This window comes from Zarconia sp. (assembly GCF_057467645.1).
On the sequence record NZ_JBRJXU010000159.1, the window covers coordinates 1 to 19,041 of the forward strand.

Annotated in this window: 11 protein-coding genes; 9 read left to right on the top strand and 2 right to left on the bottom strand. The window is 49.7% G+C overall.

Annotated features, from left to right (window positions below; all coding sequences use genetic code 11):
- Positions 1–150: 150 nt before the first annotated feature.
- Positions 151–1,374, bottom strand: coding sequence for a hypothetical protein (locus AC2215_RS23440; protein ID WP_486812437.1), 1,224 nt, complete (start codon positions 1,372–1,374; stop codon positions 151–153).
- A 558-nt stretch (positions 1,375–1,932) separates the two neighbouring features.
- Here AC2215_RS23440 and AC2215_RS23445 point away from each other — a divergent pair.
- From AC2215_RS23445 to AC2215_RS23480, 8 genes are all read left to right on the top strand, one after another.
- The gene (locus AC2215_RS23445; RefSeq protein ID WP_486812438.1) at positions 1,933–2,469 is read left to right on the top strand and encodes an ankyrin repeat domain-containing protein; all 537 of its coding nucleotides are present in this window, start codon (positions 1,933–1,935) and stop codon (positions 2,467–2,469) included.
- 330 nt (positions 2,470–2,799) lie between these two features.
- Positions 2,800–4,389: a uroporphyrinogen-III C-methyltransferase gene (gene cobA / locus AC2215_RS23450; RefSeq protein ID WP_486812439.1), complete on the top strand. Its 1,590-nt coding sequence runs from the start codon at positions 2,800–2,802 to the stop codon at positions 4,387–4,389.
- Positions 4,390–4,588: 199 nt separating this feature from the next.
- The gene (locus AC2215_RS23455) at positions 4,589–5,560 is read left to right on the top strand and encodes a hypothetical protein (protein WP_486812440.1); all 972 of its coding nucleotides are present in this window, start codon (positions 4,589–4,591) and stop codon (positions 5,558–5,560) included.
- A 415-nt stretch (positions 5,561–5,975) separates the two neighbouring features.
- The gene (locus tag AC2215_RS23460; RefSeq protein WP_486812441.1) at positions 5,976–7,322 is read left to right on the top strand and encodes a sedoheptulose 7-phosphate cyclase; all 1,347 of its coding nucleotides are present in this window, start codon (positions 5,976–5,978) and stop codon (positions 7,320–7,322) included.
- A 12-nt stretch (positions 7,323–7,334) separates the two neighbouring features.
- Positions 7,335–8,168 carry an O-methyltransferase gene (locus tag AC2215_RS23465; RefSeq protein WP_486812442.1) on the top strand — a complete coding sequence of 278 codons (834 nt, stop codon included), beginning with the start codon at positions 7,335–7,337 and terminating at the stop codon, positions 8,166–8,168.
- A 502-nt stretch (positions 8,169–8,670) separates the two neighbouring features.
- Positions 8,671–9,996 (top strand): ATP-grasp domain-containing protein, encoded by a 1,326-nt coding sequence (locus AC2215_RS23470; protein ID WP_486812443.1) that lies wholly within the window; start codon positions 8,671–8,673, stop codon positions 9,994–9,996.
- Positions 9,997–10,271: 275 nt separating this feature from the next.
- A complete protein-coding gene (locus AC2215_RS23475) occupies positions 10,272–11,690 on the top strand; it encodes a sodium/proline symporter (protein ID WP_486812444.1) in 1,419 nt (472 codons plus the stop codon).
- A gap of 237 nt (positions 11,691–11,927) precedes the next feature.
- Positions 11,928–13,043, top strand: a complete 1,116-nt coding sequence (locus tag AC2215_RS23480) for a D-alanine--D-alanine ligase family protein (protein WP_486812445.1) — start codon at positions 11,928–11,930, stop codon at positions 13,041–13,043.
- Positions 13,044–13,238: 195 nt separating this feature from the next.
- Here AC2215_RS23480 and AC2215_RS23485 read toward each other — a convergent pair whose 3' ends face one another.
- Entirely contained in the window at positions 13,239–15,296 is a 2,058-nt protein-coding gene (locus AC2215_RS23485) for an elongation factor G (protein WP_486812458.1), read from the bottom strand.
- A 1,482-nt stretch (positions 15,297–16,778) separates the two neighbouring features.
- On the opposite strand from AC2215_RS23485, the gene AC2215_RS23490 reads away from it, so the two are divergent.
- Positions 16,779–19,019, top strand: coding sequence for a pentapeptide repeat-containing protein (locus AC2215_RS23490; protein WP_486812446.1), 2,241 nt, complete (start codon positions 16,779–16,781; stop codon positions 19,017–19,019).
- The last annotated feature ends 22 nt before the right edge of the window (positions 19,020–19,041 follow it).

Sequence of the window (19,041 nt, forward strand, 5' to 3'; positions counted from 1 at the left end):
GAGAGTTTCCAGTAACCCCCGATCCTTGGAGTCGCTCGCACCGAGTTGGAGGAGGTATTCTTTTACAAAAACCGCAGTCGGGGTCAACGGCTATTGACCCCTGTTGTTGGCGTGTTACTTTCCCCTATATCTGTGAAATTCAAAATCGATCTAATCGAATACTAAGTCCCGATCCCACCCCGGAAGCGCTTTCACATCCAGATTCAATCCCGCTTGGCGAACCCGGCGATCGAGAGATTCCGAGTCGAACTCCACCACAATTTGCGTGGGAGTCAGATAAACCCACCCCGGCTGCGCCACTAAATCTCGCAGTCCCAACCGGGCAAACCGGCGACACCAGCGACGCATGGCGATCGTCCACATCTGCAACAGGAATGCCAAATCTAAGGTTGAGGAGAGTGGCGCGCCTCGGAGGATCTGCCGCCCCCCAATGGCTTCCCGAATCGCTTCGATATCTCGATTTCCCTCGTACCACAGCGCCACGGCAAGGTGGCCGGAACCGTCGAATAAAACCCGAACCCCCGGCTGCTCTTGGAAACGATGCACGCTCCAGGTTCCGTGGTAATAAATCCCTTGCTGCCAAAGGTTTGGTGCAACAAAGGGGTAAGGCGCTTCATCGATTGTCTCCGGTTTTTCCGGCAAGGGAAGTCGTACCGGATCGTCTGCGGGGATTCCCAGACGTTCCCCTAATTTCCACAGAAGTTGCTGGGAAAATCCAACGGCTTTGAGGTAGGGATGGGCTTCGAGAAACCCGATCGCCCCCAACCGTTCTTGAAGGGCAAGCAGACACCAAAATCCAGCCAGGTTCGTTCGTTGAGGAGGAGTGGGGGTCACCTCGGCAATGGGGGCGCAAGCGTCAGAGGCGGTTTGCAGGGCGCGAGTTTTGGCGTCAAGAGCCATCAAACTTTTCTGGGGAGAAACCACCAGCGCTCGCCCCTTAGACCCCCCGTTATTCTCGATTTTCAGGGTGTGGGGTTGGTAGGGAATCAGCGCCGTGGAAGCTACCCGTCTAGTCGGTTCGAGTTCCGGCATCGATGGCCCAGGGGGGAGAAATGCCGGTGTCGCTGGGGCGGCGAAGATATGGGTTGCGGGAGTGGGCGCAGTTGGATGCGGTTGCGGTTGGGATTCTTCGGAGGAGTGTTCGACGCTCGCACCGTTGCGGGCTGCCAACCGAGCGGGTTCTGAAGCGGTTCGCTCGGGTTTAGAGGCGATCGAGGCACCGTCGAGGGGTTTGGATTCAGACGATGGCAATACTGGCGGATTTTTCGATTGGTGCCAAATATCGGTCACGAAACAATATCCGAAAAAACCCGTGGCACTGACGACGGTTGCATCGAGAACAACCTGGGTGGTGGTGGCGAAGATTTCTATCATGACCCAAACCCAAACTCTTTAAAACAGCTAACGCGAGCGATAGAACCGGGGTCGGAGCGATCGGGCGATCGCATTTGCGTCTGTCGTTGGAGACATCCCCGCAGAATGCACCATTATTATGCGCACTTGCCAGACATTTGGCAATGTTTATTCATGTTAATTTACGTACTTGCTTGCGCTATACCCGATCGACCGAACTTTCGTTTCAAAAAGTTCCGATCGCGTTGTCAAGGGTGAATAGAGTAGGAGTAGATCGCTAAGACAGTTGATAGTCGATCTGTAAGCATTCGTGCGCTCAGCGATCGGCTATGAGCGAATTACTCTTGGGGAAAGCCCAAATTTCCAGGGATTTTAGCTGGGAAGATGTTCAACTTGTAAGCTGCATAAGAGTTTTAAGCTGACGGCTGACGACTGATACCTGAATGCTTACGTCGATATTTTTGAATGCCGCATAAATGAATCCTCAAAATATTAAATCACTCGACGCTCATTCGAGGTGAATTGCAATTGGAGCTTCATCTCGATCTTGTCGGTGTTGAGTCACAAATAATAATATCGATGAATAATTTTCAGGAAGAATATATTTTATTCGAGCTTATCGAAGCCAATTCGATCGAGCGATTAATAGAGGAGATCGAAAATGGGGCAAATCTAGACATTAAAAATAATGCTTTTAAAACTCCATTACAAGTTGCGGTTCAGTTGAATTTACCAGAACTTGTCAAAGTGCTGATTGAAGCTGGGGCGAAAGTTGAAAGTCCAAGGTTAATCGGTCAGCTCGCCGAGTTAGTCACCGATCGAATCGATGAATTTCCGGTTGAGGTTCTTGAAATTCTTGTGGAAGCAGGATTAGATATTAATCATCCAGAGGAAGATGAAGATACTTTATTAATGGACGCGACGATGGAAGATAACTTAGCCCTCGTGAAGAAATTGGTAGAATTAGGAGCAGATCCGAACCGACTGAATCGGTATGGAGAGTTTGCATTATTATCGACACGCAATAAGCCAGAGATTTATAAGTACTTGTACCCGATTACCGATTCAACTTTGAGAAAGCGTATCCCCTGGAAATTTACTTGGACATTTGATTAACCGGTGTTGAAGAATGTAACGTAATAAAATACCCCATACATCGGGAGTCGATCGGCGCTATAATAACAACCTATACGATTGGAGCAAAGCCTCTTCGAGTTCGCCCCAATCCGTAAAAGTTCGCCCCAATACGCTTAGATCGGGAAATCTATCATGCTTGATATTTTCACGAGTCGTCCCTACTGGATTTTTCAAGATACGGTCACGCTGGTGGTCAGCGCAATTTTCTTCTGGCAGGTATGGATTGCATGGCAAGCGATTAAACGGTAAGGTGAAACGTCGCGCCTCGATCGCCCCACGGCTACCATTTGTTCTACCACCAAGACGATCGTGAGTAACCCAACAGGCAAAGTGTACCTCGTGGGAGCCGGACCTGGCAGTTTAGATTACCTAACGGGGCGAGGAAAGGAACTGCTCGGAATCGCGGAAGTTTTGGTGTACGATGCCCTTGCGGATGCCGCTTTGCTCGAATGGGTGCGACCCGATTGCTTGCAGGTGAACGTCGGTAAACGGGGGGGGCAGCCGAGTACGCCGCAAACCCAAATCGATCGCCTGTTGGTGAAATACGGGCAACAAGGAAAGCAGGTAGTACGCCTCAAAAGCGGCGATCCCTTTATTTTCGGTCGCTGCACTTCGGAAATTCAGGCACTGATTGCCGCCGACTGTGCTTTTGAAGTGGTGCCGGGGATTTCCTCGGTGTTAGCCGGACCCCTGCTGGCGGGAATTCCCCTCACCGATCCGGTTCTGAGTCGCTGTTTCGTCACCCTCAGCGGCCACGATCCGACGGCGTTGGATTGGGAAGCCCTCGCACGCATCGATACCCTGGTGGTGTTGATGGGCAGCAAGCATCTGGGGGAAATTCTGCACCAGTTGCAACGATACGGCAGATCCGAACGCACTCCGATCGCCATCGTTCGCTGGGCGGGACGACCCCAGCAGCAGGTGTGGACGGGAACCCTGGGGGATATTCTCGAGCGCACCCGAGGCGAGTCTCTCTCCCCCTGCGTGATCGTCATTGGGGAAGTGGTGCGGCTGCGAGAGTGCTTGCAATCCCGAGATCGGGTAAAATCGCCATCGACGGCATCGGCACGGGGGGGCGATCGAAACTTGGCACAAAATATTGAGAACCAAATTGAGAATCATATCGAAACCGGCAACCAGCCTTTAACGGGAAAAACCATTCTCATCACCCGTTCCATGGGGCAGTCGAGTGAATTTAGCGATCGCCTTACCTCTGCCGGGGCAACAGCGATTTCGATGCCGACTCTGGAAATTGTCCCCCCATCGAGTTGGGCGGATTTAGATCGGAGTATCGACGAACTCGATCGATTTGATTGGTTGATTCTCACCTCCGCCAATGGGGTAGAAGCCTTCTTCGATCGCCTCTTTTTTGCGGGCAAAGACGCGCGCCACCTGGCTCACCTCAAAATTGCCGTCGTCGGCAAAAAAACCGCTCGCAGCCTGCAAGAACACGGGCTAAAACCCGATTTCATTCCCCCCAACTTCGTTGCCGATTCCCTGGTGGAAAGCTTTCCCGAATCCGTCGCTGGCCAAACCATCCTCTTTCCCAGAGTCGAATCGGGGGGACGGGAAGTGCTGGTGCGGCAACTGAGCGATCGTCAGGCGCAAGTAGTGGAAGTAGCCGCCTACGAATCGCGCTGTCCCGATGCGATCGCTCCTGAACCTCTAGCAGCTTTGCAACAGGGCAAAATCGATATTATCACCTTCGCCAGTTCCAAAACCGTCAAGCATTTTCACCAACTCATCGAACAGGCGGGGCATATTTCCCTCGAAGGGGTGCGGGTGGCTTCGATCGGTCCGCAAACGTCGAATACCTGTCGGGAACTGTTGGGACGGGTGGATGTAGAAGCGACGGAATATACGATGGAGGGGTTGTATCGATCGATAATTAACAATTAACAATTAACAATTAACAATTAACAATTAACAATTAACAATTAACAATTAACAATTAACAATTAACAATTAACAATTAACAATTAATAGGGTTGGCAGTTTTTGGTCAAAATTTTATTTTTACCTTTGCAATGCACTGTCTACCTACTCTGAGACTGGTTCTATTCTATACTTTGCGGCAAAGTCTATCGTCTAGTTTTTGATGAAAAATCGCGATCTAGAACTTTCTCGTTGGAATTGTTTAAAAGAAAGAGAACGTTTAGATTTAGCCCGAGGGTTGCTCGATCGAATCCCCAATTCTTTTGAATTTTCTGGGTTGCAATGGTATGGGTTTCACGATCGAAAATATCAAATCGCATTATTCCAATATCGCTCCTCGTATTTTGCCCTCATTCCTGGGGCGGAAGTGACTCTCGGGTATGACGAATACCATCCTTTTGAGACGAGTGTGGAACAATATGAATCCTGGCGCGAAGATTGGATTGAAGGAGACGAAAATACTCGCGTCAATCCAGCAGATTTCTATCGATATATTTCATCTTTCACCACATCCCTTAGAACTTGTAAATTCGAGCCGATGCTGGTGGAAGTGTGCTTGTTTGAAGTAGGTTTAAAGCCCATCGAGGCAAGTTCGTCGGCAATTCAAACTTTAATTTCAGAATATCCACAGTATCGAAATGGTTTTGAAATCCGGAATCCAACTGAAATCGGATATCGAATACATCGACACCCTGACGGTGAAATTGAAGCCTTTCAAATTATCCCCACAACTCACTTGCAACTCGTCGAAAAACTCGATCGAGATGGGTTTCGATTGCCTACGTCTGACGAATGGGAATATTTGTGCGGCAGTGGGGTTCGATCGTTATTTCGATGGGGAAACGATTGTCCGTTGGATGCAACTCCCATCGACTCAAATTTAACCTGGAACCTCCACCGCCAACTCAATGCATTTGGCTTGCAGATTGCCCAAAATCCCTATTTGCAAGAAATCGTCGCCGAACCGGAAATTTTTCGCGGGGGTGATGGGGGAGAGTCGATTTGCGGCGGGTATGGTGGGTTTGCATTTTGGCTACCTCTGGCATCTGCCTATCTCCATCCAGGGGGTTGGGCAAATGGAGAGAACAATATCTCCGGCTGTTTTGCCCGACGTGTTCATATCTTGAACTTGTAACGATTTTGTAATCTTCGATCGGAGTTTTTTCATTTTTTGTTACATATCGCCACAGAGAGGCTGAATGCCTAAAACTCAGGATTCACGGACTTTCCAGTCATATCAAGGCCTCTAGCAACTTCAGTATGCGGGCATACAAATTTAAAATTCTTTACATTTTTTTAAGGTTTTGATACAGTAACTCTGTGGCAAGGCTCCAGTTAAGTCTGTCACTCCTTCCCAAGCGTGAGTTCGAGATCGGTCTAGAACTCTGCATCTCTCCGTTGCCGACTTTCGACCGTATTGAAGGAATTTCAGTTGTTCGAGCCAAGGATGAAGGCTTGAACCTCCATCAGCCGAACTGACGTTTCCCAAGGAAAACCCAATCTTTCGATTGCAATCTGCACACCTTTAGCAAATACGCTCGAGATCTACTATGGTTCAAGCGAAACCCCTTCCCTCTTCCTTGAGTGAGAACCTGCAAACCCTGACTCCCTCAGAATCGGAACAGGTCATTCGATTCCAACATCCCCAGAAATACCGCACCAGCGAGGGATACACCGGCACCGGAGAAATCGTCGCCAGCGGAGACGGTCGCTCGTTTGAAGTGTCGGCCACCTACACCCTCAAAGCCAAAGTTCAGTTGGTCAATGGCATTTTCAATCCGGCAAACCCCACCCTGGCCGAGATCTACAACAGTCGCGGTCGCTGCGTGGCCGTGGTCGATAAAACCGTTGACGAACTGTACGGCGAGGCTCTGCGCAACTACTTCCAAGTCCGGGAAATTCCCCTGGAAGTGCTCGTCTGTCGCGCTTGGGAATCGGACAAAACCCCCGAAACCGTTCACCGCATCTTGGCTTTCTTGGGTAAAGATGGCTGCGACGTCTCCCGCAACGAACCCGTTTTAGTCGTTGGTGGTGGCGTTCTCAGCGATGTTGCCGGACTCGCCTGTGCCCTGCAACACCGACGCACTCCCTACGTGATGATCGGAACCACGGTGGTTGCCGCCATCGATGCCGGTCCTTCTCCCCGTACCTGCACCAACGGCAGTCAGTTTAAAAATAGTATCGGCGCATATCATCCCCCGCTGTTGACGTTAGTCGATCGCAACTTCTTCCGCACCTTGGATGTCGGACACGTGCGCAACGGTATGGCCGAAATTATTAAGATGGCCGTCACCGACGATCCGGTATTGTTCGAGTTGATGGAAGAATACGGTCCTCGGTTGGTGGAAACTCACTTTGCCACCATCGATGCCGACGAGAAACTCGAAGAGATTGCCGACGAAGTGATTTATCGGGCATTGTTCTCCTACATGAAGCATGAAGGGACGAATATGTTCGAGACCTACCAAGATCGTCCCCACGCCTACGGTCACACCTGGAGTCCTCGATTCGAGCCGGCTGCCAAGTTAATGCACGGTCACGCCGTTGCCATCGGCATGTCCTTCGGGGCGACCTTAGCCGCGCAGATGAACTGGCTCGAAGCCGAAGAGCGCGATCGCATTATCAATCTGTGCCGTTCTTTGGGTCTGTCGGTGTATCACCCCATCCTCGAAGACATGGAAATCATGCTCGAAGGGCAGAAAAATATGCGCCGCAAGCGCGGAGAAGGCGGTCTGTGGGCGCCGCTACCCACGGGAATTGGTTCCTGCGACTTTGCCCAAGAGGTTTCTTCGGGAACGTTGCAAGAAGCGGTGGATAACCACAAGGAAATTTGTTCTGCGTTCCCCGATGGCGGTAACGGCAAGCAAATGTACTTGCGCGACCTCGGTTTGGAATAGGGAGAGGCGAAGATGAGTCAAGTTTTAAGTGCACCCCAAACCCCCAGACCCGTTACTCCCTTGGGCATTCTGGTCGAAAAGCTCGATGAAACCGTAGAAATGGCCCGCAAGGCCGGCGTTTCCGCCTCGGTCATGGCTTCTCTGGAGCAAGTACAGGCTTTGGCTGGGGGAATCGACCCCTACCTCGAAGACTGTGCCACCTCCGAATCGCCAGCGTTAGCCGCTTTAGCCGAGAAAACCGCAGCCGAAGATTGGAGCAAGCGTTTCTCCGATAAAGAGACGGTGCGCCAGTTGGAACAAGAAATGCTCTCGGGACATATCGAAGGGCAAACCCTGAAATTGTTCGTCTACATGACCGGAGCCAAGCGCATCCTGGAAGTGGGCATGTTTACCGGATATTCGGCCCTGGCGATGGCAGAAGCATTGCCCGAAGATGGGTCGATGGTGGCTTGTGAAGTCGATCGATACGTGGCCGATTTTGCCCGCGACTGTTTCGATGCATCCCCCGATGGCGGCAAAATTAAGGTGGAAGTCGCTCCGGCATTGGAGACGATGCAAGCCTTAGCCGATGCTGGAGATTGCTTCGATTTGGTGTTCATCGATGCCGATAAGACGGAGTACATCGATTACTTCAAACTGCTGTTCGACGGCAATTTACTCGCTCCCGGCGGCTTTATCTGCGTCGACAATACCCTGCTTCAAGGTCAACCCTATTTGCCCCCCCAACAGCGGACGGCGAATGGAGAGGCGATCGCCCAATTTAACCGCTTCGTCGCCGACGACCCCCGCGTAGAACAGGTTTTGCTGCCGTTGCGGGATGGTTTGACGGTGATTCGACGAAAGTAGGATTTTACCGCCAAGCGGGTTGGCGAGCAGATGTAGGGGCAAAGCATTTGAGCGATAAATTATGGGTGAAACGAAACCCTAGATATCCAAATGCTTCGCCCCCCCGGATTGACGAGCGAAGCCAGCAGCACGATCGTATCGTATCCGCCCAAATGACTGAATTCGAGTCGTCAACCCCGCAAAGCATTTGAGCGATCGATTATGGGTGAAACGAAACCCTAGATATCCAAATGCTATAGCCCTCACGCATGGCTCCGCTAGCGCCCCCCCGGATTTATAGCAGTGTGCGACCAAATTCCCGAATTCGAGTCGTCAACCCCGCAAAAATTCCATCGAAGGCAATGGATTTTCGTTCGTTGCCTTCTTTTTCACGCCAGTTCGAGTGAATGAAGTTCGGGGAATGGGTAGAAATTTGAGGAATAATACTGTACCCAAATCTCACACCCTACACCCCACACCCCATCCCCCACACCCCACACAATTCGTTGTCATAAATATATAGATGATGGCAGTCATAAAAAATATCGGCACGCTAGCGTTGCTATTTGTTGCCTTACCGATTAACTTCGCAATTGTTGCAATTTCTCTGGTGATTGGCGCGATCGCATCTCCCGATCGCAAAAGAAAGGCGATCGCCAACCCCAAAAATATCTTAATCACTGGCGGGAAAATGACCAAAGCCCTACAGTTGGCGCGGTCTTTCCACCAAGCGGGACATAACGTATTTTTAGTAGAAACCCATAAATATTGGCTGTCGGGTCACCGATTCTCCAATGCCGTCAAAGGGTTTTATACCGTACCCGCACCGGAAAAGGATGCCAATGGGTATTCTCAGGCGTTACTCAAAATCGTTCAAGCCGAGAAAATTGACGCATTTATTCCCGTATCGAGTCCTGTCGCGAGTTACTACGATGCGGTGGCAGGAACGGTTCTTTCCGAGTTCTGCGAAGTGATTCACTTCTCCCCAGCCATCACGCAGATGCTTGACGATAAATTTGAGTTATGCGACAAAGCGCGTTCTTTAGGTTTATCTGCACCGAAATCTTTCAATATTACCGACCCGCAGCAAATTCTCGATTTTGATTTCAAAAGCGATGGCAGTCGGTACATTCTCAAAAGTATTCGTTACGATTCGGTGTCTCGGTTGGACATGACTCAACTGCCTTTTGAAGGTATGGAAGAGTACGTGAAAAAACTACCGATAAGCGAAGACAACCCGTGGACGATGCAGGAGTTTATTACGGGGCAAGAATACTGTACCCACAGCACCGTTCGCAAGGGAAAAATTCGACTCCACTGCTGCTCGGCTTCTTCTCCTTTTCAGGTAAATTACGAGCATCTGGAAAAGCCGGAAATTTATGCATGGGTTGAAAATTTTGTCAAGGAATTGAACTTGACCGGACAGATTTCCTTTGACTTCATCCAAACGGCAGATGGTACCGTTTATCCCATCGAATGCAATCCGCGAACCCATTCGGCGATTACGATGTTTTACAACCATCCGGGATTAGCAGATGCTTATCTTGTCGATGGCAAAGATGAGACTGAAAGTGCGATCGTGCCGCTGGCTGAAAGTAAGCCCACCTACTGGTTGTACCACGAAATTTGGCGACTGACAGAAATTCGATCGTTCTCGGATTTACAAGCGTGGATGGGTAAAGTTTTCAAGGGAACCGACGCCCTTTTACAAGTCAACGATCCGCTGCCATTCTTCACCGTTCCTCACTGGCAAATTACGTTGCTTTTGTTAGAAAATATGCGCAAGCTTAAGGGGTGGGTGAGAATTGATTTTAACATTGGCAAGTTAGTTGAAATTGGTGGCGATTAAAAAGAATAAATCGAGAATAAATGAGCGGGATATTATAGCTGTATTCAGTCCCGTTAGGACAATCGTGGGAATGCGCGTGCGTGTGTGTCAGCACAAACATCTCGATCGCTTTTCCAAAGATACGATTGTTAAAATTTTCCTAACGACAATGAATATCGCTATAAGTTCAGATCTGAATTTATCCGATTGAATCTAGGAATTTGAGATTCCCAGTCGTTTGAATTCTCAATCTCTTTCGCAATCTTCACTTTAAATCTAACGTTTGGATCGAGAGAATGACCGAACAAGTTGGAATTGCCATCACGTTTGTCCTATTTCTGCTGTTATTTACGGCAGTAGGAATCTATTCAGCAACCCGCAAGCAAAATACCACCACCGACTATTTACTCGCCAGCCGCAATGTCAACCCCTGGCTAACGGCGTTTTCTGCTATGGCGACGGGTCAAAGTGGTTTGTTATTTATCGGTCAGGTGGGTTTTGCCTATAAAATTGGGCTGTCTTCCCTGTGGCTGACCGTGGGTTGGGCGATCGGGGATTATCTGGCTTGGTGGTGGGTTTTCAAGCGATTGAGACAGATGTCGGAAGAGACCGCCGCCGATACAGTTTCTGCTTTTTTGGGTCAAACTCTTTCCAATTTAAAAGAGTCTCGAATTATCGCTATTATTTCGGCTTTAATTACAATTGCTTTTCTCGGTCCCTATGGCGCCGCCCAACTAGTAGCCGGGAGTAAAGCTCTCAATGCTGTCTTTGGGTGGAACTACAATCTAGGCATCATTATCGGGGCGGTAATCGTCGTTCTCTATTGTTTCTCTGGGGGGATTCGCGCCTCAATTTGGACGGATACCATTCAGGGAATCATCATGGTGTTTTCCTTGGTGCTGCTACTGATTATTGCCATCGCAACTTGCGGGGGCGTGGGCAGTTTTTGGCAATCTCTAGGAGAAATCGATCCGACCTTAATCGATCCAAAAGCCTCCGGACAACCCTGGGGATTTTTCCCCTTCTTTTTTGGCTGGATCGTCGCCGGTTTTGGTGTAGTTGGACAGCCGCACATTTTAGTTCGTGCTATGGCGATCGACTCCGCCCAAAATATCGGCTTTGCCCGAAATTTGAAAACGGGATTGGGCTTAGTAAATTCCGTTTCCGCTATGGGAATTGGTTTAGCTGCCCGGGTATTAATGCCGGACTTGATGAGTTCTGGCGACCCGGAACTTGCCTTACCTTACCTTTCTTTAGAACTTCTCCCAGTGGTGTTGGTGGGATTGATGCTAGCGGGGCTATTTTCAGCCACGATATCCACCGCCGATTCGCAAATTCTCTCTTGTTCGGCCGCCCTAACCCAAGACATTTTTCCCGCCGCGGCCGGTTCCTATAAATTGGCAAAAGCCGGGACGCTAACGGTGACGGCGGTAATTTTAGCGATCGCCCTCGCTGGGGATAACAATGTATTTGCATTGGTCACCTTTTCTTGGTCTGCATTAGCGTCGGGTTTGGGGCCGTTATTGCTGCTGAGAGTTTGGAATCAACCGATTAATTTACCCATCGCGATCGCCACCATTTCGATCGGGATTGTAACCGCATTGATTTGGAATTTAGGACTCGGTTTATCCAGTGCGATGTATGAAGTTCTGCCAGGGATGGCTGCGGGTCTGGCTACCTACGGCATCGCGCGAGTTTCAGGCAAATTGAAATAATTTTGTGGCGTCTTATCGATATTTAAACATCGATAAATTGCCCTATTCACAGCTTGTAAAACTTTTTCTGAGGTCTTGAATTTACGAGGTTCGATCGACTCCAAATTTGAGCGTTATAGTCAATCGGCACGAACGATCGAGGGCTACAGACTTTAAGTTACACCGAAGCGTTATTCCCTATTCCCCATTCCCTATTCCCCATTCCCTATTCCCCCCATTCATTCAACGAGGTTTATTATGTCCGTTCTTCGCATCCTGCATTTAGTCGGTTCCGCCGAAAGCGAATTTTACTGCGATTTATCCCGGTTGTACGCCGCAGATTGCATCGCCGCCACGGCAAATCCCGATCGCTACGAATTTCACATCGCCTATATCACCCCCGATCGCCAGTGGCGGTTTCCCGCGTCTCTCACCCCCGAAGACATCGCCGCCGCCGAACCGATGTCTCTCGCCCAAGCTAGCGATGCGATCGTCGCCAAACAGATCGATTTGGTACTGCCGCAAATGTTCTGCATTCCCGGCATGACCGAATATCGCGCCCTCTTCGACTTACTCGAAATTCCCTATGTCGGTAATCGACCGGATTTGATGGCCCTCACCGCCCACAAAGCCAAAGCCAAGGCGATCGTTGCTGCAGCCGGGATTAAAGTTCCCCACGGGGAAGTCCTGCGTCCGGGAGACGTTCCCACCATCAAACCCCCAGTGGTGATTAAACCCGCCAATTCCGATAATTCCTGCGGCGTGGCGTTGGTGAAAGAGAAATCTGAATATGACGCGGCCCTGAAAACGGCCTTTGAATATTCCGATGAAGTGTTAGTGGAAGAATATATCGAACTTGGCAGAGAAGTGCGTTGCGGCATCATAGTCAAAGACGGCAAACTCATCGGGCTACCCCTGGAGGAGTACTTGGTCAATTCCCAAGACCATCCCATTCGCGACTATGCCGATAAACTGAAGCGATCGGACGATGGCAATTTGAGCTTAAGCGCCAAAGACAATATTAAAGCCTGGACGGTCGATCCGAGCGACCCAGCCACCGAACCCGTCTGGGAAGTTGCCAAACAGTGCCACGAAGCCCTCGGCTGCCGCCACTACAGCCTGTTTGACTTCCGCATCGACCCCCAAGGTCAACCCTGGTTCTTAGAAGCGGGGTTGTATTGCTCGTTCTCCCCGAAAAGCGTCATCGCCTGCATGGCCAAAGCTTCGGGAATTCCCGTAGATGAATTATTGCAAGTGGCGATCGAGGAAACCTTGGGTTATCCCGCCTCTTCCAATCCAGAACGCGATCGATGGACGATGGAAGATGGGAAATGGAAAGCAGCCTCTGGAGTTGCCACGACCGCCAGCCGTTAGAATCTGACGCGGTGACGCGGGGATGGGGAGACGCGGTGATGGGGTGCTGTAGGGGCGCAAGCATTTGAGCGATCGATTCTGACTCAAACGAACCCTCACATATCCAAATGCTTCGCCCTTCCAGGGATACAAGGAGAATGGAGAAGCAACATACCCATTGTCAATTGTCCATTGTCCATTCTCTCCCCCAATTCCTTACGAACTCTCGCGACCGACCAAAACCTGTTCTGCGAGTTTATCGGGAACCGGTTGCAGGTGGTCGTAATGCCAGTTAAAGTAGCCGACTCCCATGGTGAGCGATCGCAACTCAACAATTAGGTTCTGCATTTCCGATTGCGGTAGATGGGTCGAGACCTTATCCCAATCCTTCCAACCGGTGAGGGCTTCGTAGCCGAGGATTTGACCCCGATGACCGCTAACGAGTTGTAGCACCTTGGCCGTAAACTCGTTGGGGGCGCAAACGTCAACTGCGACCACCGGTTCGAGTAAGGTAGGCTTGCACTTAGCCAAACCTTCTTGCATTGCCAACCGAGCGGCCTGTTTGAACGCCTGTTCCGAGCTATCGACGGTGTGATAAGACCCATTGGTGAGGGTAACCCCCACATCCACCACCGGGAAACCCAGAGGACCGCGATCGAGATACTCCCGCACCCCCATTTCCACGCCGGGGATATACTGCCGGGGAACCACTCCACCGACGATGGTTTGGTTGAAGTGGAATCCTTCCCCGCGAGAGAGGGGCTGAATCTTCAGATACACGTCGCCGTACTGGCCGTGTCCGCCGCTTTGATGTTTGTAGCGACCCCGCACGGAATCCACCGGCTTGCGAATCGTTTCCTTGTAGGCCACCTGGGGCAGATGGGTGGCCATGGGGAGGTGATACTTGCGCCGCAGGCGATCGAGGGCCACTTGCAGGTGAATTTCCCCCTGTCCCCAAAGAATGACTTCATGGGTATCCCCGTGCTGTTCCCAGGCTAAAGAGGGGTCTTCTTCCAGGAGTTTGGTCAGCGCACCGCTCATTTTCACTTCATCGTTGCGCTTTTCTGGGGCGATGGCGAGGGCGTAGACGGGTTTGAGTTGGTGGGCGCGGGGCAGTTCCCCACCGGATTCGATCGCTTCCGGGCTGAGGGTATCTCCCGTGTAAATGCCCTCCATGCGGCTGAGGGCAACGATTTCACCCACCTGGGCTTCCGTGAGGCTTTTTTGTTGCGAACCCTGCAACCGATAGATACCCCCCAAGCGCACCCCATTCAGGGTCATGCCGTCGGCGATCGTTCCCTGCCAGACCCGCACCAGGGACATTTTGCCACCTTGGGGGGTGTAGTAGGTTTTGATGACTTGAGCGATGGGGGTATTGCCCGACGGTTTGAAGCCTCGGCGATCGGCCGTAATTGAGGGGTCGGGGGCTTCTCGCACTAGGGCATCGAGGAGGTGACGCACGCCGTAGTCGTTCTCGGCAACGCCCAAAAAGACGGGGACGATTAAATCTGCCCCCAGTTCCATTTTCAGATCTTGGACAATTTCGTCTTGGGAGGGTTCGATTTCTTCGAGGAGTTCTTCGAGGAGGCGATCGTCAAAATCGGCCAACCCTTCGAGCATTTCCTGACGAGCGGCTTTTTCTTGCTCGAGCAGGGTCTCTGGCATCGGAATCGGGTCGGCCGGCGCGCCTGGGTGGTAGTGGTAAGCTTGCTCGCTCACCAAGTCAATGAAACCGAGGAGTTCGTCTCCTTGTCCGATGGGATATTGATGGGGCACCAAGGGACGGCTCGAAACTGCCTTGAGGGCGTGGAGGACGTTGGTATATAAAGCACCCGCCGACTCGTTAGAGCCAGCGGTGGCGCGATCCAATTTATTGATAAAGACCAGGTGGGGGATTTCCCAATCGTCCAAAAACTTAAACAGGGGAGCCAGGGTGAGGACGCGGTTCGGATCGGGTTCGCAAACCACGATCGCCGCTCCAACCCCCATCAGGGCATTATAGGTTTCTTGAGCAAACTCGATCGAGCCGGGACAGTCGAGGAAAGTGAACTGTACCCCGTCATATTCAGTACTGGCGGCGGCAACCTCCACGCTCATGTGTCGCTGTTGAGCTTCCGGGGCGCTATCGCCGACGGTGTTGCCATCTTGAATGTTTCCTTTGCGAGTAATCGCGCCGGTCACCGAGAGCAAGCTTTCAAGTAAGGTGGTTTTTCCACTCAAATACGGGCCAACGATCGCAATATTGCGCCAGCCCGATACTCCTTTTTGTGTCATCATATTTCTCCAGCAAATCTATATTTTTTGATACGATAATCAGTTGTAGAAACAACTAAAAGTTGAGGGTCGCCAAAACCACACTCCCCAAACTTTTCGGATTCCACTAATACAAATCTGTCGTTAGAAAAGGTTTGTTGAGAGTCGGTCGATTTCTTTGTGAGATTATTATCGATCCATTAAGGGATTCTTCATTCACTTTGCAGTCAGTCTTAACACAACTGTTCGTTACTGTTAAGTAAAAATAAACAACGCGAACTTTTGATACAGACTGTAAATTCCAGATTTGAATTTGCGAGGTTTTGTTGACAGGTTCTCGCCAAAATGACGATCGACGCGCAACCCGGATCGACGCGCAACCGCCCGCTCGATTCGGATACTCGTGAAGGTGGGCAAGCCGATAGGGGTCTGTGTTTTAGATTCGGTTGGATAGCTGGAGGAGAGCCAATCCTTGAAATCTCGTTCGGCATCCACGAGACATCGCATCAATCGCAAACGGCATTCTCTTTTGGGGGGAAGCATGGGGGAAAAGATACTGGAGAGAGAGCGAACTTTGCCCGCGACCGATCGATACAACTAGACGAGAAACACCGAACCCGCAGATGTGCGCGGGACCAGAACGAACGTATCGATCGAGGATAGAAAAAAACACTGCGCTCGAACGATTTCAAGGTACCTCGAGATAGTTGCAACTCTTCCCTTTTTTAACGTCAGTTTGGGTTAAATATCGTTGAAAGTCCAGCGTGCTGATGTAGATTCGAGTCATGAGTCGAAGAACCTCGAACCCTAGTGCTGCTACGCAGAATTAAAAATGCATCTTGAAAAGTTGAACGGGACTCAAACCGACGCCGCTCGCGATGCACGCAAAATTAAAAATTCCTACTATGCATAGCTTTCAGCGGTTGAGAACTGGGTACTTATTTCTGCCGTGCTGCACTAGGTAATTATTTCTGCCATGCTGCACTAGTGGCTCTAATCGACTCCAAGCATTTGTTCTCACCCCCGACTCTACCCCCTACACCCACCGGAGACTTTTTATCCCGAACTGACGTTTTTTTAACTCATCCGATCGACTCGCGAGATCGCCGATTCCTTCTAGGGGATGCCGATGCTCGACCTCACCGGAGTTTTTGGGTCTGAGATCTCGGGATAATCTTGCGATCGAACCCGTATTGAGATGGGGAACGATCGCAACACTCCCGCGTCCGAGACGATGAATTCGAGTTTAGACGATCTTCCCTAGATGCAACCCAAATTCAATAAACTGACACCGTTTTCAATCGTCGATCGGTCAAATCGAATAGAAGGAATGGAACCCCAGGGGGAACTTTACCAAAACTTTAAACCTTCAACCTTGTCAAATCCAGGTACAGAGGCGATCCACAATCAAAATTCAATGTTACGATGAGGTCTACCAGGTTCGGGTGTAAGCTTTCTCAGATTTCGGAAATTGTTTAGCGAGCGAGTAGATTTTTCTTTTCTATGATGGAGCGTATGTTAGCCGATCGATCTGACTTGAGTTTGTCTTCCCACTCCCAGGAAGAACACCAACAAGATACCCACAGTATTAATCAAGATCGCGAAGAGATTTATCATTTCTTTTTAGATTTGGTGAAAAATTCTTCTCCTGAAAGTATTATCGAAGAGTTTCAACAATTATTTGTCTATTGTCATAGTTATACTCGACCTTCCGTATCGCAAGCTATCTACAATATAATTTTTTACAATAATGAAGAAGTTTTTAGAAGTACGTTTAAGCGTTGTTGTTATATCTTAGTCAATAACTGGTCGTCGAACCGACTGTATAAGCCAATTCAAGACTTAATTAAGGTTCTCGAACGAGCGAGTAGCAGTCAAGAGACGTTATCGTTCAGTCTTAATCGGTTGAGAAATTGGCTGGTTAATTTTGTTAATAGCTCGGAATATCAGGAACTACAACTCTTTGCCTCCTTTGGAAGCGATCGCAAAGATAGCTGGAGTCAGCGCTATACCTCCTATCTGCTTGCGTCTCAGTATCTAAATGCAGATAATCCCCTCGAACAGCGAGAAATTGCCCGTAAGTTAGCGAACAAACTCCGACTGAAGTTTAAATTCGATCTGGCGATGTACGTTTCTCGCTGCGATCGCCCCGTTCGCGAGAATCATCTTTCCTCGAGCATTACTCAAATTCAAGTTGATGTCATTCATGTCATTAAAACCCTTGTTCCCAAACATTTATCATCAAGTTTTAATTATTATGCCGAAATTTTTAATCAAGAGATAGAAAATATTTATTATCAAAAATTCAAGCAGAGCTTACAAAAATATTTAATATTAGGAATTAATAATAAAAGCGATATTCAGACTCTTAAATCTAATCTTTTTAAAAAAATAGATAACCTTTATACCGAGCGAAACTTAGATAAACTCAACTTCGATCTATGCTTGAGAACTTGCAAACGCATCATTGAATTTATCACGACAGAAAACAATGAAACACCATCAGATATTTTTATTTTAATTAATACGCAAGGAACTTCGACAACCATCGTATTTATCCTCCTAAAAATAATTCTAATTTGCAAACACGTTCAATCCCATTTAGATATTCGGATTGCCACCCTAATTCGCTATTACGAACAATATCCAGAAGAAGAATGTCAGTGGTTTATTAAATTTCTAGAAATATTCAAACTGGTGTTTGCGATCTACACCGATAATATTCAGTACAACTTGGTCAAAGTTAAAAAAGACGGTCGAGAGCCTCGTTTAAATCTTGATGCCTATCGCCTCTTTCCACAGCTAACGGGAACCGATTTGCGCAACACCGATTTGACCGGTGCCGAAATTCATGGCGACGAGTTGAGATCTGCCGATTTACGAGGGGCGAATCTCAGTGGAGCCGATCTCAGCCGGGCCGATCTGAGCCTTGCCAAACTCAGTGATGCCAACTTATCCGGTTCCGTGTTAGATGAGTGCGAGTTAACCGTCGCCGATTTAAACCGAGCCAACCTCAGCGGTGCGAGTTTGCAAAAAAGCGATTTGCGTCGCGCCGACTTACAGGATGCGACCCTCATCGAAGCTTGTTTAACCTCCGTAGAACTGCGTCGTGCGAACCTGCAAAATGCCCAACTTAACGGCACCCTCCTCGATCGAGGTGATTTGAGCTACGCGAACCTCGCTGGGGCCAACCTGAGCCATACAGAACTGCACGATGCCAATTTGAGCCATGCCAATCTCGCCGGGGCCGATCTGACGGGAGCGAGTTTGGCGGGGGCCAACCTGCAAAATGCCAATCTGAGGGGAGCCAACCTCAGTAATGCCAATCTGTGCGAGGCGAATCTCACCAACGCGAACCTTACTGGGGCCAATCTGAGCCAGACTAATCTCAACCACAGCCAAATTCGACGCGCGAAGTTGGAAGCCGTTAACTTGAGCAACGCTTCGGTTCGCCGGGCCGTTCTCAACGATACCAGTTTGAAAGATGCCAACCTCACTCGGACAGACTTCAGCTACAGCCAGTTACTCCGCACCAATTTGAGCGGTGCCGATTTGTACCAGGTTCTACTGCGTCACGTGAATATCCGGGATGCAAAGCTCGATGGCGCGAATCTGAAGAGAACGAATCTCTTCGGCACGAATATCGGTCAAGCTCAAGTCAAAGGCGCGCGGTTTCGAGAAAATTCAGGATTTTCCTTAGAAGCCCGAACCGTTCTCGCGCGCCAAGGTGCCCTCTTCGGGTGAACTACCCAACGGTCATCGCCAT